General features: G+C 67.9%; 16 protein-coding genes. 15 read left to right on the plus strand and 1 reads right to left on the minus strand.

What is annotated here, in order from left to right; all coding sequences use genetic code 11:
- The 12 genes from O9Y01_RS20535 to O9Y01_RS20590 all read left to right on the plus strand — a co-directional run.
- Positions 1 to 469 (plus strand): calcium-binding protein (locus tag O9Y01_RS20535; RefSeq protein ID WP_332108764.1); only part of this gene is annotated, 469 nt, incomplete at its 5' end.
- A 63-nt stretch (positions 470 to 532) separates the two neighbouring features.
- Positions 533 to 1,039 carry a hypothetical protein gene (locus tag O9Y01_RS20540; protein ID WP_269633501.1) on the plus strand — a complete coding sequence of 169 codons (507 nt, stop codon included), beginning with the start codon at positions 533 to 535 and terminating at the stop codon, positions 1,037 to 1,039.
- A gap of 224 nt (positions 1,040 to 1,263) precedes the next feature.
- A complete protein-coding gene (locus tag O9Y01_RS20545; protein WP_269633502.1) occupies positions 1,264 to 2,307 on the plus strand; it encodes a LacI family DNA-binding transcriptional regulator in 1,044 nt (347 codons plus the stop codon).
- A gap of 297 nt (positions 2,308 to 2,604) precedes the next feature.
- Complete coding sequence (locus O9Y01_RS20550) at positions 2,605 to 3,810, plus strand: 3D domain-containing protein (RefSeq protein ID WP_269633503.1); 1,206 nt, start codon at positions 2,605 to 2,607, stop codon at positions 3,808 to 3,810.
- Positions 3,807 to 4,904, plus strand: a complete 1,098-nt coding sequence (locus O9Y01_RS20555; RefSeq protein ID WP_269633504.1) for a hypothetical protein — start codon at positions 3,807 to 3,809, stop codon at positions 4,902 to 4,904. Before O9Y01_RS20550 ends, O9Y01_RS20555 begins: the two co-directional genes overlap by 4 nt.
- Positions 4,905 to 5,689: 785 nt before the next feature.
- Entirely contained in the window at positions 5,690 to 7,978 is a 2,289-nt protein-coding gene (locus O9Y01_RS20560) for a TonB-dependent receptor (RefSeq protein WP_269633505.1), read from the plus strand.
- An 8-nt stretch (positions 7,979 to 7,986) separates the two neighbouring features.
- Positions 7,987 to 8,988, plus strand: coding sequence for a PfkB family carbohydrate kinase (locus O9Y01_RS20565; protein WP_269633506.1), 1,002 nt, complete (start codon positions 7,987 to 7,989; stop codon positions 8,986 to 8,988).
- The gene (locus O9Y01_RS20570; RefSeq protein WP_269633507.1) at positions 8,985 to 10,337 is read left to right on the plus strand and encodes an MFS transporter; all 1,353 of its coding nucleotides are present in this window, start codon (positions 8,985 to 8,987) and stop codon (positions 10,335 to 10,337) included. The genes O9Y01_RS20565 and O9Y01_RS20570 overlap by 4 nt, the downstream gene beginning before the upstream one ends.
- Positions 10,338 to 10,415: 78 nt before the next feature.
- A complete protein-coding gene (gene gtfA / locus O9Y01_RS20575; protein WP_269633508.1) occupies positions 10,416 to 11,897 on the plus strand; it encodes a sucrose phosphorylase in 1,482 nt (493 codons plus the stop codon).
- A gap of 93 nt (positions 11,898 to 11,990) precedes the next feature.
- A complete protein-coding gene (locus tag O9Y01_RS20580; protein ID WP_269633509.1) occupies positions 11,991 to 12,188 on the plus strand; it encodes a hypothetical protein in 198 nt (65 codons plus the stop codon).
- A 111-nt stretch (positions 12,189 to 12,299) separates the two neighbouring features.
- Positions 12,300 to 14,264, plus strand: a complete 1,965-nt coding sequence (locus O9Y01_RS20585; protein WP_269633510.1) for a type IV pili methyl-accepting chemotaxis transducer N-terminal domain-containing protein — start codon at positions 12,300 to 12,302, stop codon at positions 14,262 to 14,264.
- An 8-nt stretch (positions 14,265 to 14,272) separates the two neighbouring features.
- The gene (locus O9Y01_RS20590) at positions 14,273 to 14,947 is read left to right on the plus strand and encodes a response regulator (RefSeq protein WP_269633604.1); all 675 of its coding nucleotides are present in this window, start codon (positions 14,273 to 14,275) and stop codon (positions 14,945 to 14,947) included.
- Positions 14,948 to 15,060: 113 nt separating this feature from the next.
- Here the strand turns inward: O9Y01_RS20590 and O9Y01_RS20595 are convergent, their stop codons facing one another.
- Positions 15,061 to 15,633 carry an outer membrane beta-barrel protein gene (locus tag O9Y01_RS20595; RefSeq protein ID WP_269633511.1) on the minus strand — a complete coding sequence of 191 codons (573 nt, stop codon included), beginning with the start codon at positions 15,631 to 15,633 and terminating at the stop codon, positions 15,061 to 15,063.
- Between the two features lie 325 nt (positions 15,634 to 15,958).
- Here O9Y01_RS20595 and O9Y01_RS20600 point away from each other — a divergent pair, with 325 nt between their 5' ends.
- The 3 genes from O9Y01_RS20600 (at position 15,959) to O9Y01_RS20610 (ending at position 22,793) form a co-directional block, all read left to right on the plus strand.
- Positions 15,959 to 17,251, plus strand: coding sequence for an MFS transporter (locus tag O9Y01_RS20600; protein WP_269633512.1), 1,293 nt, complete (start codon positions 15,959 to 15,961; stop codon positions 17,249 to 17,251).
- Positions 17,252 to 17,281: 30 nt separating this feature from the next.
- Complete coding sequence (locus O9Y01_RS20605) at positions 17,282 to 18,937, plus strand: MFS transporter (RefSeq protein WP_269633513.1); 1,656 nt, start codon at positions 17,282 to 17,284, stop codon at positions 18,935 to 18,937.
- A gap of 79 nt (positions 18,938 to 19,016) precedes the next feature.
- Positions 19,017 to 22,793, plus strand: coding sequence for a nitrate reductase subunit alpha (locus O9Y01_RS20610; protein ID WP_269633514.1), 3,777 nt, complete (start codon positions 19,017 to 19,019; stop codon positions 22,791 to 22,793).
- The last annotated feature ends 3 nt before the right edge of the window (positions 22,794 to 22,796 follow it).

Here is a 22,796-nt window from a genome sequence, read left to right on the forward strand (position 1 = left end):
CCACGCCAACCGCCTGGAAGGGGGGACGGGTAACGACACGATCCGCACGGGAGCCACGGCAGACACCGTGGTCTTCAACCGAGGCGACGGCCAGGACAGTTGGCGGGACAACGGGGTGGTGGGCTACTCGGGTGGCGTGCGTTACGACCCGGGCATGGACACGCTGCAGTTCGGGGCGGGCATTGCAAAGAGTGATCTGTCGCTGAGCCGCCAAGGCAGCCATCTGGTGGTCGATGTGCGCGACCCGGCGGGCGTGGTGACGGGCGACCGGATCACGATCCTGGGCTGGTTCGACAATGCCGCGCAGGTGGTGGAGCGCTTTGTGTTCGCTGACGGATCAGAACTGATGTCATCTCAGGCCTCGCTGCTGTGCCAGGCCATGGCGGGGTTCGCGCCCCAAGCATTCGAGGCCAGCGCCAGCACTGCTGAGGTTCAAGCCCAGCGACCTCCTGTGGCACTCTTCATTTAAGGTCATGGCCTGCGCAGCCGAGTGAGCTCCACTCGGCTGCTGTTTTCTTGTACAGGCAAACAGATGAGATTCAATGAATTGATGCAGTCACGTCTCCTTTTCTGCATCTTGGGAGCTCTTGGAGGCTGCCTTCTATGGATGCTTTGCGATGATTTCCCCCTCGTCCCAGGTGACGTGGCATTGGCTGTTGGCAAGGCTCTCGCGCATACAGCGCTGGATTGGTCAGGCAGCAAGCGAATAGCGCAGATCTTGCTGATGCTGGGAAGCTATGGGCTCCGAGGCGCTGCCTATTCGATAGGCTTCGGCGCGGTGATCGGCCTACTTGCGATGGCCTCATCAAGGAAGAGGGCAATGATCTACTCTGCGCCCCTAATTCCGTTGATGGCTCATGTGGCTACCTACATTTATCTCTACCCTCTGGAAGAGTCGATTTCAGAGAGGCTCTGGCAGGATTTTGAACTCAATTCCTTCTTTGGGATTTCGATATACCTGCCGTTTCTCATGGCAGCCGAGGCGGCAATCGCTGTCAAGCGACGCTGGCTGAGCAGGCGCCAAGCCGGTCCTACATAGGAGGCTTGTCAGCGTTCTTTCCGCCCCCGTGCCCGCCAGGGCGGGGCTCCTCCCGTGCCTAGGACCGTCATGAAGCATCAGCAGGGTGCCTTCAGAAGAATGTCGGAACGCAAGCGGCTTCTTTCCGGCTGTTTGCAGTTCTTTTTCACATCCTGGCCCGGCTCGCCTTCATGGGCTGCAGAGACCTTCCGTCCGCCGCCAGAGGCCGCAGTATGCTTGCGCCCATGAGCGAAGAGAAGCATGTCCCGCGCGCCGAACAGCGCCGCCTGCAGATGGCCGACATCGCGCGCCTGGCCGGCGTGTCGGTGTCCACCGTGTCCCGTGCCCTCAACGGCAGCACGCTGGTGAACCCTGAGACCCGCCAGCGCGTGGCGGACCTGGCCCGCTCGCTCAACTACTCGATCAACCTCAGCGCGCAGAACCTGCGTCTGCAGAAGAACCGCACCATCGCGGTGGTCGTGCCCTACGACGCCGACTCGCGCCAGCACATCTCCGACCCCTTCTTCCTGTCCATCGTCGGTGCCATCGCCGACGCGCTGACCGACCGCGGCTACGACATGCTGCTGCAGCGCGTGGATGCCGAGCACCTGGACCAGGCCGCGCATGCGGTGGACTCCGGCAAGGCTGCCGGCCTGCTGATCATCGGCCAGTGGCGGCACCACGACCAGCTCAACGAGCTGGCCGCGCGCAAGCTGCCCGTGGTGGTCTGGGGGGCGCAGCTGCCGCAGCAGCTCTACTGCAGCGTGGGCGGGGACAACGTCCTGGGCGGCCGCCTGGCCACCGAGCACATGCTGCGCCTGGGCCGCCGCCGCATCGCCTTCCTGGGCGACGCCGAGCTGCCCGAGGTCATGCACCGCCGCGAAGGCTACTGGCAGGCGCTGCGCGCCGCCGGCCTGGCGCCCGATCCGGTGCTGGAGCTGCCGGCGCCCTTCGAGGTCAGCATGGCGCGCCAGCAGATGCTGGACTTCTTCGAAGCCCACCGTGACATCGACGCCGTCGTCGCCTGCAGCGACCTGCTGGCGCTGCAGTCCCTGCAGGTGCTGCGGGCCCTGGGCCGCCGCGTCCCGGAGGAGGTGGCCGTCATGGGCTATGACGACATGCCCCTCGCGGCCTACAGCGACCCCCCGCTGTCCAGCGTGCACCAGCCGGTCTCCAAGGCCGGCGCCGAATTGGTCGAGGCTCTGCTGAAGATGCTGGAGGGCGAGCGCCTGGCACCCATCATGCTGCCGGTGCACCTGAGCCTGCGCGCGAGCGCGCCGGCACGCTGAGCGACCGGGGGGGGGGCGCGCAGCGGTCCCTGCCGGGCCTGCCGGGAGGCAGGGGCTTCGGCCCGACGGGGGCTCGTGAGCGGGGTGCAGACCCGCAGGCTTGCGGAGGTTCCGCAGGATTTTCGTTGGCCGGATTGGGTCGTCGGAATAACCTCGAAAGTAAGCGGTCGGAGGGCGGCGGAAGGCACGGTGGCACGTGATGCCAGGCGTCGTCGCCCGTCGATCTTCCGGTGCGCCGCACCTCCGATCATCCACCTCAGGGAGCAGCCAGTGTCTTGCCGTCCTTGGCGCGCCATCATGCGCCGGTCCACCTGGTCGTCCGAGAAGGCGCTGGCCGCCCCCGGGGGATCCTCCAGCCTCGCCCTGTCACTGGCGGCATCGGGGCTCTTGTGCTTGCCCTCGGCCGCGGTGGCCGCCTGCACGGTCCCCGGCCTTTGGTCAGATGCCTACGGCGGAAATGCCAGCATTGCGCCCACGCTTGCGGGCACGATGAAGCTTCCCTACTGCGCAGCCACGCACCACCTGACGGTCACGCTGGTGGGCACAAGCGGCTTCAAGGTGGATGCTCGCTACGGCGGCGGTGGCAGCGGTGGCGCCGACGGCCAGGGCCTTGCCGAAGCCCTCACCTTCGCCGCGGACGGCAAGTCGGCCGCAGGCAGCTACGTCAACGACGACGGCGGGACCGGGCCCGACACCTGGACCAGGACGGGCCCGACCCTCGCACTCAGCCGCGGCTCGCTCACCAGCATCACGGCGACCGGCACGCCCGCCGCGGGTGTCTTCAGCTTCACGACGACGTTGCTGGCGGGGGCCAATATCGCCACGGTCGCGCAGGCCGCCGGCTTCACGGAACGGAGCAATCCGGACCAGATCACACTGACGGCCCCGGGCGGCGGCGGGGCGCCGTCGCCGGGTGGGCTGGAGCGCCTCGTCGCCAAGTACAAGGTCGACGACGTGGACGCAAGGAACGAGCTGAACACCATCGCCACCTTCGGCATGTCCTGCTACCTGGTGGCCCTCGAGTCCGACTACGGCACGCCGCCGGGCAGTTGCAGCGCCACGCGCATTGGTGGCGTGAGCGATGCCGGCGCTGTCGCCGACCCGAATGGCCTGACCGGCCCCTGCTGCGCATCGCTCATCGCCAACGTCAGGCCCCAGGGGACCGGGCAGCTGAACACCGGCGGCTGCATCAACTGCAGCCCCCGCACCGGCCTGATGACCGCGGTGGCGTCCGTGACGGGCGCCGACGGCACCGCGGTGGTGGCCGGCGGCACCGTGGCCAGAGACCGCGCGGTCATTCCGGGGCGCGGCGTGCTGGTCGACGTCGATGGCGTGGGCAATGGCATGCTGGCCAATGACACGGGCGGCGCCATCCGGGGCTATCGTCTGGATCTCTTCAATGGGGCGGGCCGGGCTGCATGCGCGGGGGGCGCCAATCCGCATGGGGGCGGCGCTTGCCAGACACCGCAAGGCAGTACCTGTCCAGGGAGTGCATTGAAATGAATCGACTGCTTTGCCTGATGGCCGTGGCGCTTGTTGCCGGAGCCAGCCTCTCTGCCGGATCGTCGGCGGCGCCGTCCCTGTCGGGCGTGAGGATCGCGGCAGTGCGCGACGGCCAGGTCTGCGTGAGCCTCGACGGCGGCGCCCTGCATTGCTTCGGCACGGCCGCGTCCAGGGCCCGGCTGCCAGCCTGGTCGCGTGACGGCAGCCGGATCGCCTACATCGACGATGCGGACCCGGGCTCGGCCCTGGCCTGGCTGGTGGTGATCGACCCGCAGGGCCGGGCGCTGATCCGCCTGCCCATCAAGCCCCTCGCTGCCGGCGAGGTGCGCAGTGGCATGCGTTTCGTCGAGTCGCTGGAATGGCTGGGCAGCGACCGCGTGGTCGCCAGCGGGAGCCTCAATCCCTCGAGCACGGAGAGCCTGGTGTTTGATCTGGGCCGCAAGGCGGTGGTCGCCGAGTACATGGACGACGGCCGCGGGGCCTCCTTCTCACCGGATGGCAGGCATGTGCTCCTCGTCGAAGGGGCCCCGCACTTCACGAGCGGGGACACCCGCGCGCCGGTGCTGAGCCTGAATGGTCAGGCCGTGCTGGCCGGCCTGCCCGTCGACCTGTCGGCGATCGGCCCGGTTCGCTGGTCCGCGGATGGAACGCGTTTCGCCTTGACGGCGCGGGACGCCTCCGGGCTTCATCGCCTGGTCCTCGGGCACGCGCAGACGAAGGCCGCGCGCTGGGTCGACCTCCCGCCCGCCCCGTCTGACGCGGCCCCGGCGCCTGAGCTGTTCTGGTCGGGACATGACTTGCATGTGCAGCGCCTGGTGCCGGGCGAAAGGCAGGGGGCGGTCTCGGAGGCAAAGGGGAGCGCTCCCGGCGCTCGCCAGCTGCGCATGGATGACCATGTCCTGAGCACGGATCAGCGCGAGAGCCGCTGGAAGCGCGTGGCCGAACCGGCCGTCAATCCCGTCCATGCCGCCGCGACATTGCGAGCGACCACCCTGGGGCATTCCTTGCCTGCCGGGGTTCTTGATGCCGACGTGTGGTGCAAGTCTTGCGCGCTGGATCTGGTGGCACGACGGCGCGGCGACGCCGCTGACTGAGGCCCCCACGGGCTGCGCTCAGGCTTTCACGCCTGTCCGATTCATTGTCATGAGGACAGCAGCATGAATCCGTCATCTCTTGTTCGCGTGCTCGTGCCCGTGCTCTTGCTCGGCGCGTCTTGTCTCGCGGCCCTGCCTGCCACCGCCGTGCCCGTGTGCTGGGGCCCGGCGTCGGGGATCTCGACGGCGCCAGTGCTTTCGGCCTCCAGGCGATGGACCTCGACTACCTGGCGCCGTGTTCGACGACGCCTGGCGAGTTCCTGCTGGCGCAGGGGGCTCGCTGGTGTTCACGGCCCAGTTGGCGCCAGCCACGGTGCCGGCGCCGGCCTCGTCCTGGCTGGCGTTCAGCGCCTTGCTGGCCCTGGCCTGGGTCCCGCAGCGCGGACGCCGGTCCACCGCCGCGGCTCCGTGCTTTGCCCACGGCCCGCAGGTCTCGTAAGGGCGCGGCGCGTGGGCCGGTGCTGCAGGGGCACGATGGCGTGGCGCGGCGGCCTCTGGCCCGCTGGTGATCCGCTCGCAGCACCGGCAGTCGCTCAACCAACAGGGTGCAATGGATTGCAGTAATGCTGCTCTGGTGTTGGATAGAGCGCCGATTTGCATCATTGAAATGGCAAATTATTCTCGTTTGTCCGTAGATGCAATCGATTGCAAAATGAGGCGCATCACTCCACAATAGTGCCAGCGGTTCCCCATTGGTGCTTGACGCCTCCATATGGCGCAGGCGGGTGAACCGTCGCATGATCAGCGGCGCCACAGCCGCAGCCTTCGGGCACTCAGGAGACAAGATGCAGCACCGTTCACTTTCGCGCGCCCGCGGCTGGCGCCATGCCTCGCAGGCGGGGTTCCGCCTCCAGATCCTTTGCACGGCCCTCGCCGCCCTCGGCGCCGGAGCCCAGGCGCAGGAGGCCACCCCGGCCGCCGCTGCCAGCGATGGCCTCAAGCTGGACCAGGTCGTGCTGACCGGCAGCTCCACGCAGGTCTCCAAGATGAAGCAAAGCCTCTCGGTGTCCAGCATCGATGCCGAGCAGATGGGCAAGATCGGCGCAACGAACGCGGCGGAGCTGCTGCGCTCGGTGCCGGGCCTGCGCTCGGAGTCGTCCGGCGGCGAGGGCAATGCCAACATCACCGTGCGCGGCGTGCCGCTCTCCGCGGGCGGTTCGCGCTATGTGCAGATGCAGGAGGACGGCCTGCCCGTGCTGCTGTTCGGCGACATCGCCTTCGGCACCGCAGACCAGTTCCTGCGCGCTGATTACAACGTCGAGCGCCTCGAGGTCGTGCGCGGCGGCTCGGCCTCCACGCTCGCCAGCAATTCGCCGGGCGGCCTGATCAACTTCATCAGCAAGACCGGCCAGGAGACGGGCGGCAGCCTGGGCCTCTCGGCCGGCCTGGGCAACCGCCTCTGGCGTGTCGATGCCGATTACGGCGCGAGCCTGGGCCAGGGCGCCAGCTTCCATGTGGGCGGCTACCAGCGTGTGGGCGAGGGCGGCCGGCCGACCGGCATGAACACCGAGAGCGGCGGCCAGATCAAGGCCAGCTTCACCAAGAAGTTCGACCAGGGCTTCCTCCGCCTGAGCCTCAAGGCCCTGGATGACAAGACCCCGTCCTTCATGCCCGTGCCGGTGACCGTCAGCGGCGGGCAGATCCATGAGATCGCCGGCATCGACCCGCGCAAGGCCTTCTTCATCACCCCGAGCCTGAGCCGCGACACCAGCTTCAACAAGGACGGCGGCTGGACCACCACCGCCACCCGCGACGGACTGCACGTCAAGAGCACGGCCGTGGGGCTGGAAGCCGGCCTGGACCTCGGCGGCGGACTGCGCCTGGACGAAAAGTTCCGCAAGAGCAGCAACAGCGGCCGCTTCCTGGCCCTGTTCCCCGCGGACAACGGCGGCAATGGCACGGCCAGCAGCTTCACCGGCACCCTGTTCAACACCTCGCTGGATGACCTGGGCAACACCTTCAACGACCTCAAGCTGACGAAGACCATCGCCTCAGGCGGCGGCAAGTTCAATGTCGTCGGCGGCCTGTTCTACGGCTCGCAGAACGTGGCCCAGACCTGGTTCTGGAACCAGTACCGCCTGAGCATGGACGGCAACAATGCCCAGGTGCTGGACGCCAACGGCAAGGCCTCCAGCGCGCCCATCGCCGAGGGCTGGACCACCTGGGGCGGCTGCTGCACGCGCAGCTTCGACGTGCAGTACACCCAGACCTCGCCCTACGCCGCGCTGACCTGGGAGCAGGGCCCGCTGAACCTGGACTTCAGCCTGCGCCGCGACGAGCAGAAGGCCAGCGGCTACAGCCTCTCCGGTGACAATGCCAACAAGCGCTGGGACGCCGCCAGCCAGAAGACGATCGACTACAAGGTGGCCCACACCAGCTACTCGCTAGGCGGCAACTACGCGCTGAGCAAGGACCTCTCCGTCTTCGCGCGTGCCAGCAACGGTGTGTCCTTCAGCGCCGACCGCCTGCTCTACGGCAACCCGCTGGACGGCTCGGTGCCGGTCGCGCTCAACGAGATCGACCAGCAGGAAGCCGGCGTGAAATGGCGCGGCGCCGGACTCAGCGTCTTCGCCACGCTCTTCAATGCCCGCACCAGCGAGAGCAACTACGAAGTCACCACCCAGAAGTTCACCGCCAACAAGTACAAGGCCAGCGGCCTGGAGCTGGAGGCTGCCTACACCGTGGGCGAGCTGCGCCTCAGCGGTGGCGCCACCTTCACGCACGCCAGCATCTCCGACTCCAACGATGCCAGCACCGTGGGCAAGATGCCGCGCCGCCAGGCCCGCGTGGTCTGGCAGCTGAGCCCCAGCTACACCATGGGGCCGCTGGAGTTGGGGGCCTCGCTGGTGGGTTCGGGCAAGTCCTATGGCGATGACCAGAACACGATCACCATGCCGGGCTACACCGTGGTCAACGCCTTCCTGAGCTACCAGCTCAACGGCAAGACCACGCTGTCCCTGCAGGCCAACAATCTGTTCAACGCCCTGGCCTACACCGAGATCGAGGGCGACGGCCACGCCGCCCGCGCACTCAACGGCCGCAGCGTGCGCGCGACCCTGAAGTTCGACTTCTGAGCCCGGCCATGGATGCGCAACTGCAGTCCGGCGTGATGCTCGTCGGCGAGGCCCTCGTCGACGAGTTCGCCGAGCAGCCCGTGGCCGGCGGTGCCCCGCTCAATGTGGCGCGCTCGCTGGCGGCGCTGGGCTTGCCGGCCCTGCTGGTGTCCCGGCTGGGGCTCCAGCAGCGCCAGCTGCCAGGCACCGGATCCAGCGGCGCCGATGCCGGCGCCCGGCTGGTGCTGGCCAGCATGCGGCGCTTCGCCCTGAGCGAGCAGGGGCTGCAGTTCGATGCGCACCATGCCACGGGGCGGGTGTCGGTGGTGGAGGAGGGCGGCTCTCACGCCTTCCTCATCCACCCGGAGGCGGCCTGGGACCATCTGGACGAACTGCCGGCCCAGGCCCTGCTCCACAGCCAGGCGCCGGCCGTCCTGTACTTCGGCAGCCTGGCGCAGCGCGCCTCGGCCTCGCGGCTGAGCATCCAGGGCCTGCTGCGCACGGCCAAGGAGCGCGGCTGCCTGCGCTACCTGGACCTCAACTTGCGCGAAGGGCAGGTGAGCCTGGATGTGATCGCCGAGAGCCTGGCTGAGGCCGACTGGCTCAAGCTCAACGACGCCGAGCTGGCCCAGCTGCAGCGCAGCTTCGGCACGGGGACGCTGGACCCGCTGCAGCCGGCCGCGCAGCTGCAGCGGCCCGTCGCGGCCCTGGCGCGGCGCTTCGGCGTGCAGCGCCTGATCCTGACCCGCGGCGCCGCCGGCTATGCCTGCTTCGGCGCGGACGGCACGCTGCTGGCCGAAGGGCCGGGCAGGCAAGACCTGACCCTGGTCGACACCGTCGGCGCAGGGGATGCCTTCAGCGCCATGGCGTTGGCGGCCCATCTGCGCCAGCTGCCCCTCGCTCAGGCGCTGAGCCTGGCCAATGGCTATGCGGCCGCCCTGTGCGGTCAGCGTGGCCCCGTGCCCGAATCGGATTCATTCTTCCAGCCCTGGCGCGAGGCGCTGGGCCATGCAGGAGCCATTGCCGCATGAATGCCGCCCACCGTCCCGAGACCACGGCCAGCGGCAAGCCGCGCCTGAGCCTGTGGCAGATCCTGAACATGAACATCGGATTCTTCGGCATCCAGTTCAGCTTCGGGCTGCAGCAGAGCAATATGAGCCCCATCTACAAGTACCTCGGTGCAGACGAGGCCAGCCTGCCTCTGCTGTGGCTGGCCGGCCCGCTCACCGGCCTGCTGGTGCAGCCCCTGATCGGCGCGATGAGCGACCGCACCGTCAGCCGCTGGGGCCGGCGCACGCCCTACTTCCTGATCGGGGCGCTGCTGTGCAGCCTGGGCCTGCTGCTGATGCCCCTGAGCCCCACGCTGTGGTTCGCCGCCGGCCTGCTGTGGATCCTGGACGCCGCCAACAACGTCACCATGGAGCCCTACCGGGCCTATGTCAGCGACCGGCTGGACGAGAGCCAGCATGCCCAGGGCTTCCTCAGCCAGAGCGCCTTCACCGGCCTGGCGCAGACCCTGGCCTATCTCTCGCCCTCGATCATGGTCTGGTGCGGCATGGACGCCAATGCGCTCAATGCCAGCGGCATTCCCCAGGTCACCGTGCTGGCCTTCCTGATCGGCGCGGCCCTGTCCTTCACGACGGTGTGGTGGTCCGTGCGCCGCGTGCCCGAGCTGCCGATGAGCGAGGCCGAGAAGGCGGCGCTGCGCGCACGGCCCCGCGGCCTGGCGGCCACGCTGGCCGAGATCTGGACCGCGCTGAAGGAAATGCCCCAGACCATGCGCCAGCTCTGGTGGATGAAGCTGCTGCAGTGGTACGCCATGATGTGCTACTGGATCTACATCGTGCCGGCCCTGGCCCAGACCCTGTTCGGCACCAGCGATGCCAGCGCTCAGGGCTTCCGCGACGCGGGCCTGGTCAACGGGCAGATCGGCGGCTTCTACAACTTCGTGGCCTTCCTCGCGGCCTTCGCCATGCTGCCCTTCACGCGCCGCTTCGGTGCCCAGCGGGTGCATGCCGTGTGCCTGAGCCTCGCCGGCATCGGCCTGCTGGCCCTGCCGGAGCTGCACAGCAAGGCCCTGCTCTTCATCCCGATGCTGGGCCTGGGCCTGGCCTGGGCCAGCATCATGGGCAATCCCTATGTGCTGCTGGCCGGCAGCATCCCGCCGGAGCGGGCCGGGGTCTACATGGGCATCTTCAACATGTTCATCGTGATCCCCATGCTGATCCAGATGCTGACGCTGCCCCTCATCTACGGCCCCTGGCTGCAGGGGCGGCCCGAGAACGTGATCCGCCTGGCCGGCGTGCTGCTGCTGGGCGCGGCGCTGGCGGTGCTGAGAGTGCGTTCGGCGCGGCCCCCGGCCCGGGCTGGCAAGACCTGACCCTGCGCCGCCCCGGCGTCGATCCTGAACGAAACATTTCCAGTCTCATGCGGCCCGTCCGCAGGGAAAGCAGTCCCCATGAAGAACCAAGTCCAACTGATCACCTACGTCGACCGCCTGGGCGGCGGTGGCCTGCCGCAGCTGCGCCAGCTGCTGGCCGGCCAGGGCCCGCTGGCAGGCCTGTTCGGCGGCGTGCACCTGCTGCCCTTCTTCCATCCCATCGACGGTGCGGATGCGGGCTTCGACCCCATCGACCACACCCGCGTGGACCCGCGCCTGGGCGACTGGGAGGACGTGCGCGCCCTGTCCGCCGAGCTGGACGTGATGGCGGACGTCATCGTCAACCACATCTCCGCCGATTCGCCGCAGTTCCAGGATTACGCCGAGAAGGGCGAGGCCTCGCCCCATGCCGGGCTGTTCCTCACCCTGGATGCGGTCTTCCCGGACGGCGTGACGGAGAAGCAGCTGCTGAAGGTCTACCGGCCTCGCCCCGGCCTGCCGCTGACCACGGCCACGCTGCGCAACGGCGAGAAGCGCATCCTCTGGAGCACGTTCACGCCCCAGCAGCTGGACATCGACGTGCAGCACCCGCAGGGCCGGGCCTACCTGGACGGCATCCTGCAGCGCCTGGCCGCCAGCGGCGTGCGCATGATCCGCCTGGACGCGGCGGGCTACGCCATCAAGAAGGCCGGCGAGTCCTGCTTCATGATGCCGGAGACCTTCGCCTTCATCGCCGAGTTCAGCGCTCGCGCCCGGGCCCTGGGGCTGGAGGTGCTGGTGGAGATCCATGCCTACTACCAGCGCCAGATCGAGATCGCGCGGCAGGTGGACTGGGTCTACGACTTCGCGCTGCCGCCCCTGGTGCTGCACGCCTTTGCCTTTGGCACGGCCGAGCCGCTGATGCGCTGGATCGGCATGCGGCCGACCAATGCGCTGACGGTGCTGGACACGCATGACGGCATCGGCATCATCGACATCGGCGCCGATGCGGCGGACCGCCAGGGCTCGCCCGGCCTGGTCCCGCCCGAGGAGCTGGACGCGCTGGTGGAGCGCATCCACGCGGCCAGCGGCGGGCAGAGCCGCCAGGCCACGGGCGCGGCGGCGTCCAATCTGGATCTCTACCAGGTCAATTGCAGCTTCTTCGACGCCATGGGCCGCGACGAGCGCCGCTACCTGCTGGCCCGCGCCCTGCAGTTCTTCCTGCCCGGCGTGCCCCAGGTCTACTACGTGGGTCTGCTGGCCGGCCTGAACGACATGGCGCTGCTGGAGCGCAGCGGCGTGGGCCGGGACATCAACCGCCACCACTACGCGCCCGAGGAGATCGAGGCCCAGTGCCAGCGGCCGGTGGTGCGGCAGCTGCTGGCGCTGATCCGCCTGCGCAACAGCCATCCGGCCTTCAACGGCCGGTTCGAGGCCCAGGCGCTGGGTGGCACGGGCCTGCGCCTGCGCTGGCAGGCGCCCGGCGCCTCGGCGCTGCTGGAGCTGGACTTCGCCAGCCTGGCGCACACCCTGAGGTTCGAGCAGGACCACGCCCCCGCCCAGGAGCTCCAGCTGGGATGAACGCCGGATGAACGGCCCCGCCGGGCCGCTCAGCCAGCTGTCAGGGAAGGTCGCCAGAATCCCCCCATCGTTTACAAACCGGGTGGATCAACCATGTGGAAACTCGTCGTCGGCTTCGTGCTCTTTGCTGCGCTGGCCCTGTTCATCCTGATGAAGAGCGGTGGTGACATCGACATGAGCGGCGAGAAGCACGACGTCGGCGCCGGTCATGCCGAGCCCGCGGCGTCCGCCGTCCTGGCCGCCTCGGCGCCGGCCGCAGCCAGCGCACCCGCCTCGGCCGCGTCCCAGTAAGCGCCCGGATCGCGCACACGAGGGCAGGGCCGGCCGTTTCGAGGCGGGCGCCTGGCCTCCTATTGACATTGATCAAGCCGGCCGGGAGGCCGCGCTTCTATCGTGCGCGGCATGCGCACCTTGCTTCGAAGCCTGGCGGGCAAGCTCGCCCTCATCCAGACCACCTTCCTCATGGTGGCGCTGGCGGCCATCGGCTTCACGCTGTGGGTCTCCTGGCAGCTGGAGGGCGGGGCAGGCGCCATCAACGAGGCCGGTCGCATGCGCATGATGACCTACCGGCTCGCGCTGGCGCATGAGCGCGGCGAGGTGTCGGAGGTCAATCGCGGTGTCGAGACCTTCGACGACATGATCGCCAACCTGCGCCAGGGTGATCCCAGCCGCCCGCTCTTCATCCCGGACAACAAGGCCTGCATCGACCGCTTTGGCGAGGTCGCCGCGGCCTGGGTGCCGCTGCGCGCCCAGCTGCTCAAGCCGGGCGGCGGCGGTCTGCTGCACCTGCAGGCGGAGCAGTTCGTGGGCACGGTGGACGGCTTCGTGAGCGCCATCGAGCGCACCATCTCCACGCGCACGGCCCTGCTGGGCGGCATGTGCTTCGGCCTGGTGGTGCTGGTGGTGGGAGCCTCGGTGGTCTTCGTCTCGGGCACGCTGGTGTGGATCGTGCGGCCCCTGCAGCGCCTGCGGGACGGCCTGGCCACCATGGCCGCGCGGGACTTCTCGCCGCGCATCGACGAGCGCAACTCGGTGGAGGAGTTTGCCTCCCTGGCCCAGGGCTTCAACACCATGGCCGATGCGCTGCAGCGCTCCTACCAGGGCCTGGAGGCCAAGGTCGCCGAGAAGACCGCCAGCCTGGCGCAGCAGAACGAGCGCCTGGCCGCGCTGTACGACGTGGCCCTGATGGCCAGCCACGGCAGCGACGACCGTGCGCAGCTGGCCAATGACTTCGCCGTGAAGATCGCGCGCGTGGCCGGCGCCGATGCCGCCGCCGTGCGCCTGGCCAACGAGGACGGCGACCGCCTGCTCCTGCTGGGCCAGACCCGCCTCCCGCAGCGCATGAGCGAGGCCGAGCGCTGCGTGCACCTGGGCGATTGCGCCTGCGGCGAGCACCTGCAGACGCAGACAGGCGCGCGCGTCATCCCCATCCGCCAGCTGGGCCGCGCGGCCCTGGGCTTCTGCGAGCAGGCGGGCTACCAGACCGTGATCGCCCTGCCCATGCGCAGCGGCCAGCGCACCCTGGGCGAGGTGGAGCTCTTCTTCTATGGCGAGAAGCGGCCGGGCGAGAGCGAGTCCCAGCTGCTGGACGCCCTGGTCGGACATTTCGGGACCCTGCTGGAGAACCTGCGCCTGGCCGCCCGGGACCGCGAAATGGCCGTCAGCGAGGAGCGCAACCTGCTGGCGCAGGAACTGCACGATTCCATCGCCCAGTCCCTGGCCTTCCTCAAGATCCAGGTCCAGCTGCTGCGCAGCGGCCTGCAGAAGCAGCGCCCCGCCGATGTGGACGCCGCGCTGGCGGAGATCGACGCCGGCGTGCGCGAGAGCTACGCCGATGTGCGCGAGCTGCTGCTGCACTTCCGCACCCGGCCGGGGCACGAGGACATCCAGCATGCCCTGCGCACCACGCTGTCCAAGTTCGAGCTGCAGAGCGGCATCCAGGCGCAGCTGATGGTGCATGGCAACGGCGTGCCCCTGCCGCCGGATGAGCAGATCCAGGTCCTGCACGTGGTGCAGGAGGCGCTGTCCAATGTGCGCAAGCATGCGGGGGCCCAGCATGTGGAGGTCCGCGTGATCCAGGAGCCGGCCTGGCGCTTCGAGGTCAGCGATGACGGCCGCGGCTTCGACACCGAGAACGGCCGCTTCGACGAGACCCACGTGGGCCTGCGCATCATGCGCGAGCGTGCGCAGCGCATCGGTGCCAGTCTGAGCCTGCGCCCGCGCGAGGGCGGCGGCACGGTGGTGGTGCTGGAACTGAAGAAGCCCGAGGCCCGGGAGGGCGGGGCGGAGGCCGCCGGCGCCACGGACGTCCGCATGCACAATGATTGGGTGGCCGCCCAGGCGCGGCTGGCTGGAGGACTTGCGTGATCCGTGTGATGGTGGTCGATGACCACAAGCTGTTCCGCCGCGGGCTCATCGCCCTGCTGGCGCAGGAAGAGGGCCTGGACATCGTGGGCGAGGCGGCGGATGGCGTCGAGGCCCTGCGCCGCGCCGCGGAGCTCAAGCCCGACCTCATCCTGCTGGACAACCACATGCCTGGCGTGCGCGGCGTGGACCTGCTGCCGGACCTGCGCGAGGCGGCGCCGCAGGCCCAGGTGCTGATGCTCACCGTCAGCGAGGACGAGCAGGACCTCACCGCCGCCCTGCGGGGTGGCGCGGCGGGCTACCTGCTCAAGACCATGGACGGCGCCGACCTCGCCAATGCGCTGCGCCGTGCGCATGAAGGTGAGTCGGTGGTGAGCCCGGAGATGATGTCCAAGCTGGTCCGCGCCCTGCGGGCCAGTGCGCTGCCGGCGCCGGCGTCGCAGGTGACCGCCCTCTCGGAGACGGCCGTGGCGCCGGACGTGGAGGCGGGCCTCTCGCCGCGCGAGGGCGAGATCCTGCGCGAGATCGTGCAGGGTGCCAGCAACAAGGAGATCGCCCGCCGCCTGGGCATCGCCGAGACCACGGTCAAGATCCACGTGCAGCACATCCTGCGCAAGCTGGGCGTGAACTCGCGCGTGCAGGTGGCGGTGTGGGCCAGCGAGCGGGGCATCGGCCAGCCGCAATAAAAAAGGCCGCCACCCGGGAGGGCAGCGGCCGAACGCGATCAAAAGGGTTGTCAATCCAGTGGCAGGGTCCGGGGCCCGCCGCATTCCGATGACGGGCCCCGGATCACTCGAGATCAGAACTTGTACTTCACGCCGGCCGACACGTTGTTGGCGGTGCGACCGAAGCCCTGGCCATCGGCCGTCGGCAGGTTGTTGTAGCGGGTGACTTCACCGCGCAGCGAGAGCTGATCGCTCAGCTTGTACTCCAGGCCGGCGCCCAGCTTGAAGCCCACGGTGTGGTCCGAGCCGCCAGCGCTGAAGTCGCGGTCGTAGCGGGCGGCGCCCAGGCGGCCGTAGAGGGACAGGTCTTGCGTCAGGGCGGTGCTGGCCAGCAGGTCGGCGTTCAGGGCCTTGGTCTTGGCGCTGGCGTCACCGATCTTGGCCTTGCCCAGATCGGCATAGCCCAGTTCCACGGCGAAGTGCTTGTCGATCTGGTAGCCGCCGTACAGGTTCAGGCTGTTGCTGTTGCGGTCGGAGCTCTGGCTGCCGGCGTTGAGGTTCTGCTTGGCGCGGCCGATGTCGGCGCCCATGTAGAAGCCCTGCTCCTTGTCGGCGGCGTGGGCGCTGAGGCTGGTGAAGCTGGCCAGGGCGATCAGGCTGCCACCGGCGGCGGTCTTGATGAGGCGGGCGATGTGCTTGGTGTTCATGGCGTTCTCTCCTTTGCTTGCTGCGAAACATTCGCGGCATGGAAAGAATTCTGTTCGTCGAGCCCGCCGGCGTCAGTGGCGCTTGCGTATGCGCTTTGTGACGGTCTTTGACAGCCCGGGAGGGCCCGTCCTTCGACCGCTCTTTCGCCGTGCCGCCTTGATCAAACGCAAGCTCCGGCCATTCTCACAGTGGGCTAGTCCTTCGGAACTATGGGGGCGGGAAGGGCGCTAGTTCTTGTGCAGCTGCGGGCTTGGCTCCACCGAAGGATGTTCGCAAGAGGGCCCTTTGGCCACAGTAGCGACATGGAGAAAAAGGAGTCCGTCCATGTCTGATACCACCGCGCCCAGGCCCAATGGCAGCGGCCGCGCCCTCTCGGTCCTGATCGTCAGCACCCTGGCGTTCACGGTCTGCTTCATGGTCTGGATGATGTTCGGCGTCATCGGCATCCCCATCAAGAAGCAGCTGGGCCTGAACGCCACCGAGTTCGGCCTGCTGACCGCCACGCCCGTGCTCACCGGCTCGCTGATCCGCGTGCCCCTGGGCATCTGGACCGACAAGTTCGGCGGCCGCATCGTCTTCTTCTGCCTGATGCTGGCCTGCGTGATCCCCATCTGGCTGATGGCCTACGCCACGGCCTACTGGCACTTCCTGGTGATCGGCCTTTTCGTGGGCATGGCCGGCGGCTCCTTCTCGGTGGGCACGCCCTATGTGGCCCGCTGGTTCCCCAAGCAGCGCCAGGGCTTCGCGATGGGCGTGTTCGGCGCGGGCAACTCCGGTGCCGCCGTCAACAAGTTCGTGGCCCCGGGCCTGGTCGTGGCCTTCGGCTGGACCATGGTCCCGCACGTCTATGCCGCCGTGCTGCTGGGCACGGCCATCCTGTTCTGGTTCTTCAGCCACCACGACGAATCGCACACGGTGGCCAGCAAGGCCAGCTTCGTCTCGCAGCTCAAGGCGCTGAAGGACCCCAAGGTGCTGAAGTACTGCCAGTACTACTCCATCGTCTTTGGCGGCTATGTGGCCCTGAGCCTGTGGATGGTGCAGTACTACGTCGGCGAGTACGGCCTGGACATCCGCGTGGCCGCCCTGCTGGCCGCCTGCTTCTCGCTGCCCGGCGGCGTGCTGCGCGCCATCGGCGGCTGGCTCAGCGACAAGTACGGCGCCCACAGCGTCACCTGGTGGGTGATGTGGGTGAGCTGGATCTGCCTGTTCCTGCTGTCCTACCCGCAGACCGACTTCACCGTGCAGACCGTCAACGGTGCCCGCAGCTTCCACTTCGGCCTGAACGTCTACGGCTTCACCGGGCTGATGGCCATCCTGGGCGTGGCCTGGGCCTTCGGCAAGGCCAGCGTCTTCAAGTACATCAGCGATGACTACGGCGCCAACATCGGCACCATCAGCGGCATCGTCGGCCTGGCCGGCGGCCTGGGCGGCTTCATCCTGCCCATCATGTTCGGCGCGCTGATGGACTACACCGGCGTGCGCTCCAGCTGCTTCATGCTGATGTACGGCGTGGTCTGGGTCTCGCTGATCTGGATGTACTGGACCGAAGTCCGCAAGACCGAAGTGATGGGCAAGAACGCCCCGGTCTCCCCCATCTCTCAATCCTTCGCGCGCTGAGCCGCGGGGACCGAGTTCGCAGGAGTAGTCATGAACACCACCACCCATCCCGCCGTGCCCGCTGCCCCGAGCAGTGGTGCCGGCGACATCCAGGACTGGCGTCCCGAGGACGAGCAGTTCTGGGCCCAGACCGGCAGCAAGATCGCCTACCGCAACCTCTGGATCTCGATTCCCGCGCTGCTGTGCGGCTTCGCGGTCTGGGGCATGTGGGGCATCATCACCGTGCAGATGCTCAACCTCGGCTTCCCCTTCAGCCAGGCCGAGCTCTTCACGCTGACGGCCATCGCCGGCATCTCCGGCGCCACCATGCGCATCCCGGCTTCGTTCCTGATCCGCATGGCCGGTGGCCGCAACACCATCTTCCTGACCACGGCCATGCTGCTGGCCCCGGCTATCGGTACGGGCATCGCGCTGCAGCACCCCGAGTGGCCGCTGTGGGTCTTCCAGCTGATGGCCCTGTGGTCCGGCGTGGGCGGCGGCAACTTTGCCTCGTCGATGTCCAACATCAGCACCTTCTTCCCCAAGCGCCTGCAGGGCACGGCCCTGGGCCTGAACGCCGGCCTGGGCAACTTCGGCGTCACGACCATGCAGATCGTGATCCCGCTGGTGATGACCATCGGCCTGTTCGGTGCCTTCGGTGGCGAGGCCAAGGCGCTCATCAAGGACAGCGGCTGGATCTTCGGCAAGATCAAGGCGGGCACGCCCACCTACATTCAGAACGCCGGCTTCGCCTGGGTGCTGTCCCTGGTGCCCCTGGCCGTGCTGTGCTGGTTCGGCATGAACAACCTGAAGACGGTGACGCCCAACAGCGGCTCGCCCATCAGCGCCTTTCTGAAGATCACCTACCTGTACTCGCTGGCCTTCGTGCCCTCGATCGGCATGCTGTACCTGTACCTGCCGGCACCGACGGGTCTGGGTCTGCTGAACATGTGGGTCGCGATCCCGCTGGACATCATTGCCGCGCTGGTGGTGATGAAGCTGGCCGCCTTCGGCACCATGAAGGAGAACGTGGCCAAGCAGTTCGAGATCTTCAAGAACAAGCACACCTGGAGCATGACGGCGCTGTACGTGGTGACCTTCGGCAGCTTCATCGGCTTCTCGATGGCCCTGCCGCTGGCCATCACCGTGATCTTCGGCTTCATCCACGCGCCTGATGCCGCCGGCGTCATGCAGCACACGCTGAAGAACCCCAACGCCCCGTCCGCACTGACCTATGCCTGGATCGGCCCCTTCGTCGGCGCTGCCGTGCGCCCCATCGGCGGCTGGATCTCTGACAAGGTCGGCGGCTCCATCGTCACCCAGGTCATCTCGGCCCTCATGGTCGTGGCCTCGGCCGCGGTGGGCTACGTGATGATGCAGGCCTACGGCTCCTCGACCCCCGAGCAGTACTTCCCCATGTTCATGGGCCTGTTCGTGCTGCTCTTCGCCGCCAGCGGCGTGGGCAATGGCTCGACCTTCCGCAGCGTGGGCTTCATCTTCGACCGCCAGCAGGCCGGCCCCGTGCTGGGCTGGACCTCGGCCGTCGCCGCCTACGGCGCCTTCATCGCCCCGGTGCTGATCGGCCAGCAGATCAAGGCCGGCACGCCGCAATACGCCTTCTACGGCTTCTCGGTCTTCTACGCCGTGTGCCTGGTGCTGAACTGGTGGTTCTACCTGCGCGCCAAGGCCTACGTGAAGAACCCCTGACAGGCCGCGAACCCACAAGCATTCGACGGCCGGCCACTCCACCAGGGGCCGGCCGCACCCCAAGACACAGGATCAGCATATGAGCCACTTTCTCGACCGACTGAGCTACTTCGCCCAGCCCAAGGAAGACTTCGCCGACGGCCACGGCCGCGTGACCGGCGAAGACCGAACCTGGGAAGACGCCTACCGCAACCGCTGGGCGCACGACAAGATCGTGCGCTCCACCCACGGCACGAACTGCACGGGCTCCTGCTCGTGGAAGATCTACGTGAAGGGCGGCATCGTCACCTGGGAGACCCAGCAGACCGACTACCCCCGCACCCGCGCCGACCTGCCCAACCACGAGCCCCGTGGCTGCGCCCGCGGCGCCTCCTACAGCTGGTACCTCTACAGCGCCAACCGCGTGAAGTACCCCATGGTGCGCGGCGCCCTGCTCAAGCACTGGCGTGCCGCGCGCGCCGTGGCCAAGAGCCCGGTGGATGCCTGGACCAACATCGTCGAGAACCAGGAAGCCCGCCGTGAATGGCAGCAGGAGCGGGGCCTGGGCGGCTTCGTGCGCTCCAGCTGGGACGAGGTCAACGAGATCATCGCCAGCGCCAACATCTACACCGTCAAGAAGCACGGCCCGGACCGCGTGATCGGCTTCTCGCCCATCCCGGCCATGTCCATGATCAGCTACGCGGCCGGCAGCCGCTACCTGAGCCTGCTGGGCGGCGTGTGCATGAGCTTCTACGACTGGTACTGCGACCTGCCGCCGTCCAGCCCGCAGATCTGGGGCGAGCAGACCGACGTGCCCGAGAGCGCCGACTGGTACAACAGCAACTACATCATCGCCTGGGGCTCCAACGTGCCCCAGACCCGCACGCCGGACGCGCACTTCTTCACCGAGGTCCGCTACAAGGGCACGAAGACCGTTGCCATCACGCCGGACTACGCGGAGATCTCCAAGCTCTGCGACATCTGGCTGCACCCCAAGCAGGGCACCGATGCCGCGATCGCCATGGCCATGGGCCATGTGATCTTCAAGGAGTTCTACTTCGACAAGCGGTCTGCGTATTTCGACGACTACGCGCGCCGCTACACCGACCTGCCGCTGCTCGTGCAGCTGAAGAAGACCACCACGCCCGACGGCCGCACCCTGCTGGTGCCGGACCGCTACCTGCGTGCCAGCGACTTCGGCGGCAAGCTGGGCCAGGACAACAACCCCGACTGGAAGACGCTGGCCTTCGACCAGGACGGCAAGGTCGTGGTGCCCAACGGCTCCATCGGCTTCCGCTGGGGCGCCAGCGAGCGCGACGACCTGGGCAAGTGGAACCTCGAGAACAAGGAAGCCCGCGGTGACCGCGACGTCACCCTGCGCCTCTCGCTGCTGGAGGCCAAGGAGGCCCAGCACGAGATCGCCGAGGTCGGCTTCCCGTACTTCGGCGGCATCGAGTCCCCGCAGTTCACCGCCAACAAGCAGCAGGACGTGCTGGCCCGCAAGGTGCCGGTGCAGCGCCTGAAGCTGGGCAAGCACGAGGACGCCGGCGAGGTGCTGGTGGCCACCGTCTTCGACCTGCAGGTGGCGCAGTACGGCGTGGACCGCGGCCTGGGTGACGACTGCCCCAGGAGCTATGACGACAACAAGCCCTACACCCCCGCCTGGGCCGAGCACATCACCGGCGTGAAGCGCGAGCAGATCACCACCGTGGCCCGCGAGTTCGCCGACAACGCCGACAAGACCCGCGGCCGCTCCATGGTCATCATCGGCGCCGCGATGAACCACTGGTACCACTGCGACATGAACTACCGCGGCATCATCAACATGCTGATGATGTGCGGCTGCATCGGCCAGAGCGGCGGCGGCTGGGCGCATTACGTGGGCCAGGAGAAGCTGCGCCCGCAGACCGGCTGGACGGCCCTGGCCTTCGCGCTGGACTGGATCCGCCCGCCGCGCCAGATGAACTCCACCAGCTTCTTCTACGCCCACACCGACCAGTGGCGCTATGAGAAGCTGGACGTGCAGGAGGTGCTCTCGCCCCTGGCCGACAAGTCCAAGTTCGGCGGCAGCCTGATCGACTACAACGTGCGTGCCGAGCGCATGGGCTGGCTGCCCAGCGCCCCGCAGCTGCAGACCAACCCGATCGAGGTGGTCAAGACCGCGCAGGCCCAGGGCCTGGACGCCAAGGACTACGCCGTCAAGGCGCTGAAGGACGGCAGCCTGCGCATGAGCTGCGAGGACCCGGACCATCCGGACAACTGGCCGCGCAATATGTTCGTGTGGCGCTCCAACATCCTGGGTTCCTCCGGCAAGGGCCACGAGTACTTCCTCAAGCACCTGCTGGGCACCACCAACGGCGTGCAGGGCAAGGACCTCGGCAAGGATGATGCGAAGCCCGAGGAAGTGGTCTGGCATGACAAGGCCCCCGAAGGCAAGCTGGACCTGCTGGTCACGCTGGACTTCCGCATGAGCACGACCTGCCTGTACTCGGACATCGTGCTGCCCACCGCCACCTGGTACGAGAAGAACGACCTCAACACCAGCGACATGCACCCCTTCATCCACCCGCTGTCCACCGCGGTGGACCCGGCCTGGCAGGCCCGCAGCGACTGGGAGATCTACAAGGGCTTCGCCAAGAGCGTGTCCGAGCTCTGCGTCGGCCACCTGGGGGTCGAGAAGGAAGTGGTGCTGACGCCGCTGATGCACGACAGCCCCGCCGAACTGGCCCAGCCCTTCGACGTGAAGGAATGGAAGAAGGGCGAGTGCGAGCTGATCCCCGGCAAGACCGCGCCGCAGATCGCCGTCATCGAGCGCGATTACCCCAACCTCTACAAGCGCTTCACCGCCCTGGGCCCCTTGATGAACAAGGTGGGCAACGGCGGCAAGGGCATCGGCTGGGACACCAAGACCGAGGTCGAGCAGCTCGGCGAACTCAACGGCCTGGTGCGCGATGAAGGCGTCACCAAGGGCATGCCCAAGATCGAGAGCGACATCGACGCCACCGAGGTGGTGCTGCAGCTGGCGCCCGAGACCAACGGCCATGTGGCCGTCAAGGCCTGGGAAGCGCTGTCCAAGCAGACCGGCCGCGAGCACGCCCACCTGGCCCTGCACCGCGAGGACGAGAAGATCCGCTTCCGCGACATTCAGGCGCAGCCGCGCAAGATCATCTCCTCGCCGACCTGGTCGGGCCTGGAGAGCGAGAAGGTCTCCTACAACGCCGGCTACACCAACGTGCATGAACTGATCCCATGGCGCACCCTGACCGGCCGCCAGCAGTTCTACCAGGACCACCCCTGGATGCTGGCCTTCGGCGAGGGCTTCAGCAGCTATCGCCCGCCGGTGGACCTGAAGACCCTGCACGAGGTGGAGGGCAAGAAGCCCAACGGCCACAAGGAGATCGCGCTCAACTTCATCACGCCGCACCAGAAGTGGGGCATCCACTCGACCTACAGCGACAACCTGATGATGCTGACGCTCAACCGCGGCGGCTCGGTGGTGTGGCTCTCGGAAGAGGATGCCAAGGAAGCCGGCATCGAGGACAACGACTGGATCGAGCTCTTCAACAGCAACGGCGCCATCGCGGCGCGGGCGGTGGTGAGCCAGCGTGTGAACAAGGGCATGACGCTCATGTACCACTCGCAGGAAAAGATCATCAACACCCCGGGGGCGGAGATCACCGGCACGCGCGGCGGCATCCACAACTCGGTGACCCGCATCGTGACCAAGCCAACCCACATGATCGGCGGCTACGCGCAGCTGAGCTACGGCTTCAACTACTACGGAACGATCGGCACCAACCGCGATGAATTCGTGCTGGTGCGCAAGATGGCCAAGGTGGACTGGCTCGACGAGGAGTCGGGCCACCACGCAGCCTGATCC

The organism is Pelomonas sp. BJYL3, from assembly GCF_027257975.1.
Classification (GTDB): Bacteria; Pseudomonadota; Gammaproteobacteria; order Burkholderiales; family Burkholderiaceae_C; genus Roseateles_B; species Roseateles_B flavus.